The following is a 13,589-nucleotide window of genomic DNA, read 5'->3' on the forward strand; positions in this document are numbered from 1 at the left end:
TTCTTCACGCGAACCGGTTCCCACTTCGCTCGAAAACGCTACGTTGTCAGAAATCGGGTGGTTTGGACCGCGCATGAGCCCTAAATCAGACCCCATGATGATATCAGCCATACATGACCAACGCTTGGCCAGGCCAGGCCACCAGAGCGCCGCGCTCCGCGACTACGACTCCGTGCGCCGCGCCATCGCCTTCATCTCCGAGCACTGGCGCACGCAGCCGACCATCGAGTTGATGGCGGACGCTGCCGCCGTGACGCCGGATGAGCTGCACCATCTGTTCCGCCGCTGGGCCGGGCTGACGCCAAAGGCATTTATGCAGGCGCTCACCCTGGACCATGCGAAAGGCTTGCTGCGCGATTCCGCCAGCGTGCTCGATGCCGCGCTCGATTCAGGGCTCTCGGGCCCGGGCCGGCTGCATGACCTCTTTGTCACCCATGAAGCGATGTCGCCGGGCGAATGGAAGAATGGCGGCGCCGGCATGACGCTGCGCTACGGATTCCACGCTTGCCCATTCGGCACCGCGATCGTGATCGCCAGCGACCGCGGACTGGCGGGGCTTGCCTTCGCCGATCCCGGCGAGGAACCGACGGCGTTTGCCGACATGAAGCGGCGCTGGCCCAACGCGACCTATGTCGAGGACCACGACGGCACCACTGACCTCGCGCAACGCATCTTCGATACGCGGCTTTGGCGGCCGGACCAGCCGCTCCGCGTGGTCCTGATCGGCACCGATTTCGAGGTGCGGGTGTGGGAGACGCTGCTGAAAATTCCGATGGGCCGCGCGGTCTGCTATTCCGACATCGCGAACAAGATCAAGAACCCGAAAGCCTCGCGCGCTGTCGGCGCCGCGGTCGGAAGAAATCCGGTGTCGTTCGTGGTGCCCTGCCACCGCGCGCTCGGCAAGGGCGGCGCGCTGACCGGCTATCACTGGGGCATCACGCGCAAGCAGGCGATGCTGGGCTGGGAAGCGGGACAGGTGGGATTGCATTGACTTCGTAGAGTGGGCAAAGCGAAGCGTGCCCACCATTCAGTCGTCGTCGGGATAGATGGTGGGCACGGCGCTAACGCGCCTTTGCCCACCCTGCACGCCCGAACTCAAGCCGCCAGATCGACCTTCGTCGCCACCGTCGAATCCGCATTGAGCCGGTAGATCACCGGCACGCCGGTTGCGAGTTCGCGTTTCAAAATCTGCTCGGGCGTGAGCTTCTCCAGCACCATGATCAGCGCGCGCAGCGAATTGCCGTGGGCGGCGATCAGCGTGCGCTGTCCGCGCAGCACGCCGGGCAAAATCTCCTGCACGTAATACGGCAGCGCGCGCGCCAGCGTGTCCTTCAGGCTTTCGCCACCGGGCGGCGGCACGTCGTAGGAGCGGCGCCAGACCAGCACCTGGTCCTCGCCCCATTTCTTGCGGGCGTCATCCTTGTTGAGCCCGGAGAGGTCGCCGTAATCGCGTTCGTTGAGCGCGAGGTCCTTCGTCGTCGGCAGTCCGGTCTGCCCGATCTCGGCGAGCATCAGTTTCAGCGTATGCTGGGCGCGCGTCAGGTCCGAGGTAAAGGCAACGTCGAACGTCAACCCTTGCGCCTTCAGTTTGCGGCCGGCCTCCTTGGCCTCAGTAATGCCCTGTTCGGTGAGGTCAGGGTCCTTCCAGCCGGTGAACAGGTTTTTCAGATTCCATTCGCTCTGCCCGTGACGCACGAGCACAAGAAGACGTTCGCTCATTGGGTGGATTTTCCGTTGTTCGATTTCTAGAAGTCGGCAAGCCCGAGCACGTCGGTCATCGTATAGAAGCCCGGCTTCCTGCCGTGCGCCCACAGCGCGGCTTTCACCGCACCTTGCGCGAACATCGTCCGGTCTTCCGCACGATGGGTCAGTTCGATGCGCTCCATGGAGCCGGCGAAGATCACGCTGTGATCGCCAACAACGGTACCGCCGCGCAGCGCGGCAAAGCCGATATCGCCCGGCCGGCGCGCGCCGGTATGTCCGTCGCGGCCTCGTGCGGAGCGCGCGTGCAGGTCGACGCCGCGGCCGGCGGCAGCGGCCTCGCCGAGCAGGAAGGCGGTGCCCGACGGCGCGTCGATCTTGGCCTTGTGGTGCATTTCGACGATTTCGATGTCGAAGCTTTCGTCCAGCGACTGCGCGACGCGCTTGACCAGCGCAGCGAGCAGATTGATGCCGAGGCTCATATTGCCTGACTGCACCACCACCGCGCGCTCGGTAACACTCTTGATCACCGCCATGTCTGATGCCGACAGGCCGGTGGTTCCGACGATGTGCACGAGCCCGCGCTGGGCGGCAATCGCAACATTGGCAATGGTCGCCGCAGGGACGGTGAAATCCAGAATGCCGTCGGCATTGGCCGACAGGGTCCACAGGTCGGCCGAGAGTTTGACGCCGTTCTCCGGCAGGCCGGCGAGCACGCCGGCATCCTTGCCCAAAAGTTCCGAGCCCGGCGCTTCCAGCGCACCGGTCAACACCGCGCCCGGCGTCTCCGAAATGACGCGCACCAGCGCGCGGCCCATCCGGCCGCCGGCCCCCGCAACGATCAATCGCATATCGGCCATGGTTTCACCTCTTTACGCCCTATAGCGGGACGAGGCCGTTCCGGCAACCAATCAGGCGGCCATGCGGACCGGGGCCCCGGACGAGCGAGGGGGCAAGCAGGACAGCGATCCTGTCCCGGACATTTCGATCCGACGATGATCCGTATTGTCGGCGCCCTGTCCGCCGGATCGAACCAGATGCCCCGGAGACCGGCCGCCCCTCGCTGCTAGAGGGTGAGTTCCATATCTTTCTTCAGGACGACCCGGCCGTCGCGCTCGACAACATACGTGGCCTTGTAGGTGCCACGATCCCAGCCGGTCGCCGGACGCTTTTTGCCGGTAAACAGCATGAACTGCGCCTTGTTCGCCTGAAGTTGTGGGGCTCGATTTTCGGCGATGACGTTTCCGAGCGGGTCCTTGATCGCAAGTTGTTGTGCGTCGCCCGTCTTCAGGCCGATAACACGAATAAAAGCGACAATCGCCGCTGCGCCGGTGGACGGCACTTCCTTGTCCGCGCTTCCATCCTCGATGGATTCCATCGTCACCGGACCGCTCGCGAAGCCGGCGTTTAGAACGGCTCGCTCCTGATAGGCGAGTTGCGCGTGAAGCGCGGGGTGCCATAGCGGTTCGCCACTACCGCATGAGCCGGCGGCAGCGCCATAGGCGAAAGGATCGACGACCGCCCCATTGTGCCTGACCGTGAAATGCAGATGAGGATATTCGGTCAGTCCTGAAAGACCTACGCGGCCAAGCGGCTGCCCGCCCTTGACCACGTCGCCGGGCTTCACCGCCAGGCTGCCGCTGGCCATATGGCAATACTGGGTTTCCCAGTGCTCCGCATGTTCGATCACAACGCCATTGCCGCATTCGACATCGCGAACGGCTTCGCGCGCCGATTTGCTAAAGGCGCCGTCCGGCGCATCGCCTCGTGTGCGAAGAACGCGGCCACTCGCGGAAGCGAGCACTTCCACGCCTGCCCTTTGCGACGCCAGTGACGGCAAGCGAAAGTCAGTCCCGTTATGGCCGTCATACGTCAGGGTGCCGCACTTGAAGTCTCGCGCTGACGCTGACGGATCGGCATCAATATAATTCTGGATGTAGCAGGTGCGGCCAGGTTCGCAGGCGATTGGCATCCCCAATTGAATGCTCTGGGCGATCACCTCGGAAGAAAGGCCAGAAGAAAGGCCAAGTGTCGCCGCCAAGGCAAAAGTCCGAGAAAAAGCCGCTCGGCGCATAGATTCCCGAGCCATCGTAAGTGGCTTGAGCATCAGTCCAGCGGCCGCCGGCCGGCCGTGCAAAGGTCAACCTCACTGTCGCCGTTCAACCGGCAATCCGAGGACGCTGCGCCGACGGCCTTGTCGCGTGTCCCGGCGCCGAACGGCGATTGCGTGAGATGATAGAGCAGAAAGAACTCTGCCTGCCGATTGATCCCCAGTTTAAGCATGATGCGCTTGGTGTAGGTTCTGACAGTTGCCTCGGTCAACCGCAGGTCGGCACCGATGTCCCGTGGACTTTGGAACTGAAGAATCCGGGCAATGATCCGCTCTTCGGCCCAGTTCAGGCCGAAGGCCGAGGCAATACGGTGCGCCCCCAGCACTTCATCGAATTGCGGCACGATGACCAACGCTTTTTGCGCGTCGCAATGCGTTGGTGCGGCGCCGATCTTGGCGAAGGCAAACTGCTGGCGTTCCGTCGAGAGAGGCACCGTTGTGTTCAGCCAGACCTGACCGGGCCGCGGGGCCAACGCCTCCCGGATTGCCTCCTTCAAATTCTCGGTCACCAGTCCGCTGGACCCTACCAGTCTGCCGCCATCCACCCTGATAAGGTCGCCCTTTGCCAGCAGCGCCCGTCCACCCTGATTGACCTCATGAACATGCAGGTCTTCGTCAACAACGAGGGCGGGAAAAGCCAGCTTTTCCAGCCATGTTTCTGCGTCTGGATGCCGATCCGGTGACCGCTGAGCAAGGGAATGCGCGGTTTCCCAAACCGTGCGCACCGCGCGCGCGAGACAGGGGATTTCGGCCCGAGCGAGCGCAGTCTGCCGCCATCCCGCGACAAACACTATGGTTGACCTGTCGCGAGAGGAAAACCTCCCTATGACGGAATGACTATTTGTTCCTGGCTCGGAGCCGATCAACTTCCGCACAAAAGCGGTGCGCGCGTTTACGGGTTCGAGAAGAGAGCAATCGGCGCCAGCGCCCTTGCGGGCAATTCGCGCGACGGTCGTGGAGCATGACGGATCGATTGTGGCGTGTCCGATCCGGAACTCTTCAATCTCCGACCCGCCCGCGCACGACATGACCGCGACGTAGCAACTCTTGCAATCGAAAAGCTCGGCAACAGCCTTGCCAAAGTATTCCATCGCACTTTGGTTTCGACCCTGCTCCGCAGCCTGTCCTATATACGGCTCGTCGGCGTCCTGAAAAGGCTCGCCGCGCTCAGCGTGATTGACGCGAAATCGACTCTGCCTGAAAGGTAATGCTTTGCTGCTCTCATGCATGGGCGCCTCCCGCAATATTGGTGCAGCCGGACTCATGCCGGCGGTCTAATGCTCCCTAAACGCGCGGTCGATGCGTAGTTCCATCGGCTGCAGTAGATACTGCGCGAAAGTTCGTTCTCCCGTTTCAACAAATATTTCAACGGGCATTCCGGGCAGTAATGACGAAAGATACGAGGATGTCGGCGCGTTGATATCGAGCTCCACTTCCGCCATGTAAGAGGTAACGCCACTCTTGGCGTCGGTCAGCGCGTCTGCCGCCACGGCCACGACTTTTCCAGCGAGCATGGGCCGACGACGAATATTCAGCGCGTGAACACGCACGCGCGCGGTCTGTCCGGCATGAACTTCTTCCCGATCCATTGGCTTCAATGACGCTTCGATGACAAGTCGATCTTCCGTCGGAACTATTTCCAGGAGGGTTTCGCGGGGTGCAAGCACGGCGCTGAGATCCCTGCTGTTGAGGCCGACGATCTTTCCGCTCTCTGGGGCGCGCAATTCAGACCGGCCAAGCTGATCGCGCAACGCGGCAATTCGATGTCGAAGATCGCCAATGGCCTCGCTCGTCGCATGCTGCTGCTTGGCGGTTTCCTGATTCTGATTGAAGCCGAGCTGCCGACGCCTGTCCTCCAGCTCCGCCATTTTGCCTCTCATCTCCGCCACCGATGCCGAGTTGCGGGCAATCTGTCCGCTGGCCTCCGCTTCGGCTCGTTTCAAGGCCAGCACGCGTGGCTTTCGGGCGAGGCCCTTTGCCAGAAGGTAGCTCGTATCAGCTATCTCTTCTTGCAATAGCTTGAGTTGTTGCTCGACACCTTTGGTGTTGCTTTCGAGGCCTCGGATCGAGTCCGTCAACTGCAGCATCTGCTGATCGATCATCTTACGCTCGTTCTCGATCGCGGCCAGCCGTGCTGCAAACTCGGCTTCCTGTGTCTGCATGGCAATTCGAGCCGACGCATGGCTCACGTTCTGCTTCAGTTCGTCGGGGAACAGGATCGATTCGGCGCGGGTCTGTTCCGCCGCCAGCCGCGCTTCCATCGCGAGAGCCGCAAAATATTTAGTCTCGAGCGAACCGAGGGTTGCTTCGATCTGCGTGGTGTCGAGCCGCGCGATGAGCTGGCCGGTCTTGACCTGATCGTTTTCCCTGATGTGAATTGACTTTATTATCCCTCCCTCGAGATGCTGGACTGCCTTGCGCTTCGAATGAACCTTTATGACGCCTGGCGCCACAACGGCGCCGCGAAGCGGAACCGTCGTGGCCCACACGCCGAAGCCGCAAAATTGCAGAATGAGCAGCACACATCCCCATCCGATGATCCGCCCTATATCGGATCGCGGTCGTTCCTTGCGGGAAACGACGGCTGGATAATCCGGCCCCTGGGTCATCGAGGAGTTCCCCTCACGGTCAGTTTCTGAGGTTCCGCTTGACGCCGGATTACGTGCGGCTTCGATACGGATGAAGTGACAGGCAGGCGAAGAACTTCAGCAGGCGGCCCGAAGGCGAGCTGCGCGCCATCCCTCAAGAGGAGCACAGCATCGGCGATGGTCAATAGCCGGGGCCGATGGGTGACAATCACCAGCGTCGCGCCGCGCGCTTTCGCCAGCTCAATGGCGGAGCACAGTGCTTTCTCGCCGTCCGGGTCGAGATTGGAATTCGGCTCATCCAGCAGGATCAATTTGCGATTGCCAAAGAACGCGCGGGCAAGACCAATACGCTGGCGCTGACCACCAGAAAGCTTGTTACCGTCGCGTCCTATCTCGGTCTGGTAGCCGGCCGGCAGAGACAGGATCATCTCATGCGCCTGCGCGAGCATGGCCGCCGCCACGATGTCCTCATCCCGCGCTTGGTCGTCAAAGCCGGCGATGGCTTCGGCCACGGTGCCGCCCAGCAGCTGCACTTCCTGAGGAAGATAGCCAACAAACTGCCCAAGCTGCTCGGGGTCCCAGTCGTGCAGGGCTGCGCTGTCCAGCCGGATCGTGCCGCCGTTCGGTCGTTCCAGCCCAGCCATCAGACGCAGCAAGGTCGATTTTCCAGCGCCAGTTGGGCCGATGACGACAACAATCTCGGAAGGCTGGCACTCAAATGTGACGCCTGCGAGGATCGGACGCTGCGCCGTGGCCATCCGATAGGTCACCCGCTTCACTTCGATCCTCCCGGAGGGGGACGGCAGCAGCGTACGCCTCTCTCGAACAAGCATCGGAGCTGCGGCTGCCTGAACCTGCTTCCAGGCCTCGTGCGCGGATGCAAGAGCGCGCCATGCCGAGATCAGGCCCTCCATCGGCTGCAGTGTGCGGGCGATCAGGATCGAGCTCGCAATCAGACTGCCCGCCAGCACTTCGTTCTGAAGCACGAGCCAGGCACCAGCGGCGATTGCGGCAACCTGCAATATCGTTCTGACCATGCGCGCCACCGCGCCGATGGCATAAACCCGCTCGCTGGCTCGAACCACAGGCGACAAGGCCTGGTCGTTGAGGTCCATGAATTCGCGAATCGCACCTCTGGTCCAGCCCATCGCGCGCACCAGGGCGGAATGCCGGACAATTCCGTCAAGAGTAGCCTGGGTCTTCTGTGCGGCCTGGTACGCCTGTGCGATTTCGGCGCGGGCAATCCAGCGGCTCGCGATGCCCATGGCGAGCAGAATTGCCGTTCCGATCAGCGCGATCACGCCGTACCAGGGATGCAGAAAGAAGAGGATGAGAATGAATGCTGGAAGAAAGGGAGCGTCGAGCAGCGCTACAACCGTTGTGCTGGACAGGAACGTCCTCAACTCGCGCACCCTGGCAAGATCGTGCGTCCTGCCGTCGCCGCGGTTGGTGGCATCAACGATCGTGCTTTCGAGCACAATGGGAGCGAGATGCCGCTCGAATCTGACGGCGAAGCGACTGAGCAGCCGGCTGCGCAGGGTGTCGAACGCCGCGCCGAAGACAAGGGCGGTTGCAGCGATGATAGTAAGGCCGACAAGCGTTTCGACGCTGCCGCTGCTGATCACTCGATCGAACACTTCAATGGAATAGAGGGGCAGGACCAGAAGCAGCACGTTGATGGACACGCTAAAGGCGGCGATCCACGCCAACGCGGATCGTCCCGGAATCAATCCAAGCAGCGACCTTTGAGCAGACGCTGAGGTTTCACAACGATTACGCAAATACATGAGTGGCCGGCACTATCACTAACTGAGTACTGCAGAAGGCCGGAGCGGGGCGGCCCGGCAGCCGCCCCGCTGAATTGGATGTTAGACGACTTCGATAGCCGCATAACCTGCGGCAGTGTTGATGTCGTCGATCGACGCGAATTCCGTTCCGGCGCCACCCGTAACGCCGTCGAGCGTGATGGTCCCGAAGCCGAAGTCGAGCGTCGTGTTGGCGCCGTCGTCGACCACCACAATGGTGGTCGGATCGAACGCCGGATCGGCATCGACGTTGACTTCATCGCCGTCAGCAAAGCTCAGATCGGTGACTTCATCATCGCCGAAGTTGGTGGCAGTGTTGTCGCCGAAATTGTGCGTGTCGGTGCCTGCACCGCCTGTCTGCATATCGTCGCCGAGACCGCCGTTAAGTACGTCGGCACCGTTGCCGCCGTCCAACTCATCGTCGCCCGCGTTACCGTTCAGGACGTCGTTGCCTGCGTCGCCGGAGAGGCTATCGTCTCCGTCCCCGCCATTGAGCAAATCGACACCGGCACCGCCCGCCAGCGTATCATCTCCGGCATCGCCTTCCAGCAGATCGTCGCCTGCGCCACCGGCAAGTTCGTCCGCACCGGCGCCGCCGGACATCGCGTCATTGCCGTCACCACCGTCCATGGTGTCATCGCCGGCGTTGCCGAACATGATGTCGTCACCGACGCCGCCGTTCAGGATATCGTCATCTGCGCCGCCATTGAGCGTGTCGTTGCCAGCTTCCCCGTTCAGCGTGTCGTTGCCGACACCGCCGTTCAGGATATCGTCATCCGCGCCGCCGTTGAGCGTGTCGTTGCCGAGACCGCCATTCAGCGTGTCGATTCCTGCATCGCCGTTCAGGGTATCATCGCCAACGTTGCCGTTGAGCGTGTCATCGCCGTCGCCGCCGTTCAATGTGTCGTCGCCGGCATTCCCATTCAGCGTATCATTGCCGGCTTCACCAGAGAGGGTATCGACGCCCGCGCCGCCGTTTATGGTGTCATCACCAGCTCCGCCGAGGATGGTGTCGTCACCGGCGTCACCATCGAGCACATCGTTATCGGCTCCGCCGTCGATACTGTCGTCGCCCGCGTTACCGTGGATCGTGTCGACGCCGGCGTTCCCTGACAGCAAATCATCTCCCGCGCCGCCGTTGATTTCGTCGTCGCCATCGCCGCCGGCGATCGTATCGATGCCGGCATTGCCGTTCAGGATGTCGTTGTCGGCGCCGCCATCGATATCGTCGTCACCTGCACCGCCATTGACAAGGTCGGCACCAGCCAAACCGGTTATGGTGTCATCGCCTTGCAGACCGTTGATCTCGTCGGGATCTGGCGTGCCAACTAATACATCATTGCCTGCTGTTCCATCGATAAGTGCCATGAACCTACTCCTTCACGCATAGCCGTCCGCCAGGCGGGTCGGCTTGCGGCCCGTCATGCACGTCGGATTTGTGTTTGTACTTGACCCGATCCCGTTACGATCGATGTGGGCTCCACGATCGATGTTGGGGTACGATGGAAGCAACCTTGGATTAAGGCTATGCGGCATCGCAATCCCCATTTGGGGACAAAAGAAATGCGCGTTAGCAAACACATGGCCCGCAGGCCACGCATTCACTGCGGAAATTGACGTCAGCTATTTGCTTTTTTTCGATTAGCGCCAACTGGCAAGCACCGCCGGAAACATTCGCACATATTTCTTGATGCGATGAGATCTCCGTATGTCGGCTACCCGACAGCGAGGCTTCAACCAGCGCTCATGGCTGCGGGCTGTCATAGCCTTCGATGACGATGAGATCGGCGATTGAGTGCGGCTGGCGCACCTTGATGTTGGCCTGGTATTCCGGCGAATTGTAGCAGGCCAGCGCGGCCTCGTAGCTGTCGAATTCGATCACGACGTTGCGCGAGCGGCTTTGACCCTCTACCGCGGTGAACTTGCCGCCGCGCACGATGAAGCGGCCGCCGAATTTTTGGAAGATGGCCGGATTGGCCGCCATGTAGGGCTTGTAGCCCTCCTCATTGCTGACATCGACGCGACCGATCCAGTATCCCTTCGCCATCTCACTCTCCCGTTTCTTGATTCACTGGTTTGACTATGCCAACGCCTGCTTGATCTCCGCCTGAATGGCATCCGCCGCCGCCTTCGGGTCGGCGGCTTCGGTCACCGGCCGCCCGACCACCAGATAGTCCGCGCCGGCTGCGATCGCCCGCGCTGGCGTCATGATGCGCTTCTGGTCGCCGGTCGCGGTTCCCGCCGGGCGGATGCCTGGTGTCACCAGGTTCATCTGGTGGCCGACGATCTTGCGTAAGCTGGCCGCCTCCTCCGGCGAGCTGACGAGGCCGTCGACGCCGAGCACCTTCGCTTGCTGCGCGCGCGCTTCGACCAGGTCGGAGACGTTGAGTCGATAGCCCGCTGCATGCAGGTCGCCGTCGTCATACGACGTCAGCACGGTGACGGCGAGAATTTTCAAGCCCGATCCGACGCGCGCCTCGACCGCCGCCTTCATGGTCTGCGGATAGGCGTGCACGGTGAGGAAAGTCGCGCCGAGTTTTGCCACGCTCTCGACGCCGCGCGCCACCGTGTTGCCGATGTCGTGCAGCTTGAGATCGAGAAAGACTTTCTTGCCTGATTTCGCCAATTGCTGCGCCAGCGGCAATCCGCCGGCATAGCCGAGTTGATAGCCGATCTTGTAGAAACTCACGCTGTCGCCGAGCCGCGCAATCATCGCTTCCGCCTCGGTCACCCCGGGCAAATCGAGCGCGACGATCAAGCGGTCTTTCGGCGCGATAACGGCTGGCTGCATGTCACCTCACATCATGCGTTGGGAAATGTCGATCAACTGCCGCACCAGCGCTTTCAGCGCATCGCTGTCGGCGGCATTCTTCAGGCGTTCCATCTCGTCATAGGCATCGTCGGCAAACGGCAGCGCGAGCTGGTTCGGGATCACCTGGGCATGGCAGGCCGACAGGATCAGCCGCAGCGCGGCCAGCGCACGGGCGCCGCCGAGCCGCCCGCCGGAGGCAGACGCGATCGCAAACACCCGCTCGCGAAACACCTGCCCGCGGGTCTCGTGCACGTCCTGCACCCGGCTCACCCAGTCGATGGTATTTTTCACCAGCGCCGGCACCGAGGAATTGTACTCCGGCGTCACGATCAGCACGCCATGGTGAGCCGCCATCATCCGCTTCAAATTGACCGCGTGCTTCGGTACGCCCGATTTGGCCTGCAGGTCGCCGTCATAGATCGGCAGCGGAAAGTCTGATAGCGAGATGCGGGTGATTTCGGCGCCCTCCCGCGCCAGCGCATGCGCGGCAACGGCGGCCAGCTTCGCATTGAGCGAGCCTGATCGGAGCGATCCCGGGATCACGAGGATTTTCAGTGCGGACATATTTGAATTCGTATTCGGGGCAACCCTGCCAACGCGAATACGTAGCAGGTATCAGCCCTTGCGATAAACCCAGACCCGCGCGGGCGGAAGATTCATCCAGATCCGCTCGGAGGCTTCTGTGGACACGCCCGGCAGCGATTTCGGGATCGGCGGCGCGACCGAATAGGTGAACTGCACGAAAGGGGCGCCGGGCGCGAGCGCCATGAAGGCGTCGCGGATCAGTTTCAGGCGCGTCAGCATCGGTTTGGTCACGAGTGGCAGGCCGGAGACCACGGCGGAGGCCGGTGCATCCAGCACGTCGTCAAGCGAGGCGCGCAACGCATAGGCGTCGCCCTGCACCACCTTGGCCTGCGGATAACGGTCGCGCAGCAGCGCGCAGAAGCCGGGATTGTATTCGACCAGCACCAGCCGCTTCTGGTCGACGCCATGTTCGATCAGCGCGTTGGTGATCGCGCCGGTGCCGGGGCCCAGTTCGATCACCGGTCCTTTGGACTCGACGTCGACATATTGCGCCATGGTCCGGGCGAGCAGCTTGCTCGACGGCATCACCGCGCCCATGTGCAGCGGCTTTTCGATCCATGAACGAAGGAAGCGAACCTCATCGTCGAGACGGAGAGGCTTCTTCAACGCACGCACGGACGATTGCAAAGGCATGTCGCTACCAGGCGGGACCCGCTAACGAGCGGGAATGTCAGAAAACGGTCATAAACACGTATAGGTCGACGGCGATATGGTCAAGCCAAACGGTAACGTGTCAGCCGCGCCAAAGTGCCCACGATCCCGCGATAAGACCCTGTGCAAGCTGAATGAATCATGACTGCGGTGCGAGAACTGCGCTTCGCGCAGCCGCGCGTGCGCGCAGGCTCAGGAGCCCGCGCGGTTGCCGAAGAAGTCCTTGACCTTGGTGAAGAAGCCCGCCGCTTCCGGCTGGGTGGCGCCGGACGACAATTTTTCGAACTCCGCGAGCAGTTCCTGCTGCTTCTTAGTCAGATTCTGCGGCGTTTCGACCATGACCTGGACATACATGTCGCCGGTCTGGCGCGAGCGGAGCACCGGCATGCCCTTTGATGCAATGCGGAAGCGGCGGCCGGATTGCGTCCCGGCCGGCACTTTCACCCTGGTCTTGCCCTTGTCGATGGTCGGGACCTCGAATTCGCCGCCGAGCGCAGCTGCGACCATCGAGATCGGAACCCGGCAATGCAGATCGGCGCCGTCGCGCTGGAAGAATTCGTGGGTGGCCAGCGACAGGAAAATATAGAGATCGCCGGGCGGCCCGCCGCGGACGCCGGCCTCGCCTTCGCCGGCCAGACGGATGCGGGTGCCGTCCTCGACGCCCTGGGGGATGTTGACCGACAGCGTGCGGTCGCGCGTCACGCGTCCCGAGCCAGAGCAATTCGGGCAGGCGTCCTCGATCATCTGGCCGCGGCCCTGACAGCCCGGGCAGGTCCGCTCCAGCGTGAAGAAGCCCTGCGCCTGGCGCACGCGGCCGGCGCCGCCGCACATCGAACAGGTCTTCGGCTTGGTGCCGGCCTTGGCACCGGTGCCCGAGCAGGATTCGCAGGTGACCGAGACCGGAATCTCGATCTGCGCGGTCTTGCCGAAGTAGGCTTCCTCCAGCGTGATTTCCATGTTGTAGCGCAGGTCGGCGCCGCGCTCGCGTCCACCGCTGCGCCGCTGCCCGGCCATACCGAACAGGTCTTCGAAAATATCGGAGAATGACGAGGCGAAGCCGGCGCCGAAACCGGGGCCGCCGCCGCCCATGCCCTGCTCGAACGCGGCATGGCCGTAGCGGTCATAGGCGGCGCGCTTGTCGCCGTCCTTGAGGACTTCGTAGGCTTCGTTGATTTCCTTGAACTTCACCTCGCTGGTGGCGTCGCCCGGATTCTTGTCCGGATGCCATTTCATCGCGAGCTTGCGGAACGCCGCCTTGAGCTTCGACTCGTCCGCGTTCCGATCGACTTCCAGGGTTTCGTAATAGCAGCGCTTGGTGGACATCAGTCAGACCCGCC

The 13,589-nt window shown here is 62.3% G+C and carries 13 protein-coding genes; 1 reads left to right on the forward strand and 12 read right to left on the reverse strand.

Annotated elements, in window-relative coordinates; translation table 11 throughout:
* Positions 1–94: 94 nt before the first annotated feature.
* Positions 95–991 (forward strand): bifunctional helix-turn-helix domain-containing protein/methylated-DNA--[protein]-cysteine S-methyltransferase, encoded by an 897-nt coding sequence (locus V1286_RS34415; RefSeq protein ID WP_334490105.1) that lies wholly within the window; start codon positions 95–97, stop codon positions 989–991.
* A gap of 104 nt (positions 992–1,095) precedes the next feature.
* Here the strand turns inward: V1286_RS34415 and V1286_RS34420 are convergent, their stop codons facing one another.
* The 12 genes from V1286_RS34420 to dnaJ form a co-directional block, all read right to left on the reverse strand.
* Positions 1,096–1,719, reverse strand: a complete 624-nt coding sequence (locus V1286_RS34420) for a 2,3-bisphosphoglycerate-dependent phosphoglycerate mutase (protein WP_334487583.1) — start codon at positions 1,717–1,719, stop codon at positions 1,096–1,098.
* Positions 1,720–1,745: 26 nt separating this feature from the next.
* Entirely contained in the window at positions 1,746–2,561 is an 816-nt protein-coding gene (gene dapB / locus V1286_RS34425) for a 4-hydroxy-tetrahydrodipicolinate reductase (protein ID WP_334487585.1), read from the reverse strand.
* Between the two features lie 206 nt (positions 2,562–2,767).
* Positions 2,768–3,742 carry a M23 family metallopeptidase gene (locus tag V1286_RS34430; RefSeq protein ID WP_334487588.1) on the reverse strand — a complete coding sequence of 325 codons (975 nt, stop codon included), beginning with the start codon at positions 3,740–3,742 and terminating at the stop codon, positions 2,768–2,770.
* A 65-nt stretch (positions 3,743–3,807) separates the two neighbouring features.
* Positions 3,808–5,040, reverse strand: a complete 1,233-nt coding sequence (locus tag V1286_RS34435; protein ID WP_334487591.1) for a helix-turn-helix transcriptional regulator — start codon at positions 5,038–5,040, stop codon at positions 3,808–3,810.
* 45 nt (positions 5,041–5,085) lie between these two features.
* Complete coding sequence (locus tag V1286_RS34440; RefSeq protein WP_334487594.1) at positions 5,086–6,420, reverse strand: HlyD family type I secretion periplasmic adaptor subunit; 1,335 nt, start codon at positions 6,418–6,420, stop codon at positions 5,086–5,088.
* Positions 6,417–8,108 (reverse strand): type I secretion system permease/ATPase, encoded by a 1,692-nt coding sequence (locus V1286_RS34445; protein WP_334487596.1) that lies wholly within the window; start codon positions 8,106–8,108, stop codon positions 6,417–6,419. The genes V1286_RS34440 and V1286_RS34445 overlap by 4 nt, the downstream gene beginning before the upstream one ends.
* Before the next feature lie 159 nt (positions 8,109–8,267).
* Positions 8,268–9,572, reverse strand: coding sequence for a calcium-binding protein (locus V1286_RS34450; RefSeq protein ID WP_334487599.1), 1,305 nt, complete (start codon positions 9,570–9,572; stop codon positions 8,268–8,270).
* 376 nt (positions 9,573–9,948) lie between these two features.
* Positions 9,949–10,251: a DUF1330 domain-containing protein gene (locus tag V1286_RS34455; protein WP_334487601.1), complete on the reverse strand. Its 303-nt coding sequence runs from the start codon at positions 10,249–10,251 to the stop codon at positions 9,949–9,951.
* A 33-nt stretch (positions 10,252–10,284) separates the two neighbouring features.
* On the reverse strand, positions 10,285–10,995 hold the full coding sequence (gene pyrF, locus V1286_RS34460; RefSeq protein WP_334487604.1) for an orotidine-5'-phosphate decarboxylase: 711 nt from the start codon (positions 10,993–10,995) through the stop codon (positions 10,285–10,287).
* A gap of 6 nt (positions 10,996–11,001) precedes the next feature.
* Positions 11,002–11,580, reverse strand: coding sequence for an NADPH-dependent FMN reductase (locus tag V1286_RS34465; RefSeq protein ID WP_334487608.1), 579 nt, complete (start codon positions 11,578–11,580; stop codon positions 11,002–11,004).
* Between the two features lie 51 nt (positions 11,581–11,631).
* Positions 11,632–12,234 (reverse strand): class I SAM-dependent methyltransferase, encoded by a 603-nt coding sequence (locus V1286_RS34470; RefSeq protein WP_334487611.1) that lies wholly within the window; start codon positions 12,232–12,234, stop codon positions 11,632–11,634.
* Positions 12,235–12,444: 210 nt separating this feature from the next.
* Positions 12,445–13,575, reverse strand: a complete 1,131-nt coding sequence (gene dnaJ, locus V1286_RS34475) for a molecular chaperone DnaJ (RefSeq protein ID WP_334487614.1) — start codon at positions 13,573–13,575, stop codon at positions 12,445–12,447.
* Positions 13,576–13,589 lie beyond the last annotated feature (14 nt).

Source organism: Bradyrhizobium algeriense (assembly GCF_036924595.1).
Lineage (GTDB): Bacteria > Pseudomonadota > Alphaproteobacteria > Rhizobiales > Xanthobacteraceae > Bradyrhizobium > Bradyrhizobium algeriense.

Bases quoted from the DNA above. Each gene is read 5' to 3' on its own strand.
- dnaJ (WP_334487614.1), bottom strand. From the start codon at position 13,575: ATGTCCACCAAGCGCTGCTATTACGAAACCCTGGAAGTCGATCGGAAC.
- V1286_RS34450 (WP_334487599.1), bottom strand. From the start codon at position 9,572: ATGGCACTTATCGATGGAACAGCAGGCAATGATGTATTAGTTGGCACG.
- pyrF (WP_334487604.1), bottom strand. From the start codon at position 10,995: ATGCAGCCAGCCGTTATCGCGCCGAAAGACCGCTTGATCGTCGCGCTC.
- V1286_RS34440 (WP_334487594.1), bottom strand. From the start codon at position 6,420: ATGACCCAGGGGCCGGATTATCCAGCCGTCGTTTCCCGCAAGGAACGA.
- V1286_RS34415 (WP_334490105.1), top strand. From the start codon at position 95: ATGATGATATCAGCCATACATGACCAACGCTTGGCCAGGCCAGGCCAC.
- V1286_RS34470 (WP_334487611.1), bottom strand. From the start codon at position 12,234: ATGCCTTTGCAATCGTCCGTGCGTGCGTTGAAGAAGCCTCTCCGTCTC.
- V1286_RS34420 (WP_334487583.1), bottom strand. From the start codon at position 1,719: ATGAGCGAACGTCTTCTTGTGCTCGTGCGTCACGGGCAGAGCGAATGG.
- dapB (WP_334487585.1), bottom strand. From the start codon at position 2,561: ATGGCCGATATGCGATTGATCGTTGCGGGGGCCGGCGGCCGGATGGGC.
- V1286_RS34465 (WP_334487608.1), bottom strand. From the start codon at position 11,580: ATGTCCGCACTGAAAATCCTCGTGATCCCGGGATCGCTCCGATCAGGC.
- V1286_RS34455 (WP_334487601.1), bottom strand. From the start codon at position 10,251: ATGGCGAAGGGATACTGGATCGGTCGCGTCGATGTCAGCAATGAGGAG.
- V1286_RS34435 (WP_334487591.1), bottom strand. From the start codon at position 5,040: ATGCATGAGAGCAGCAAAGCATTACCTTTCAGGCAGAGTCGATTTCGC.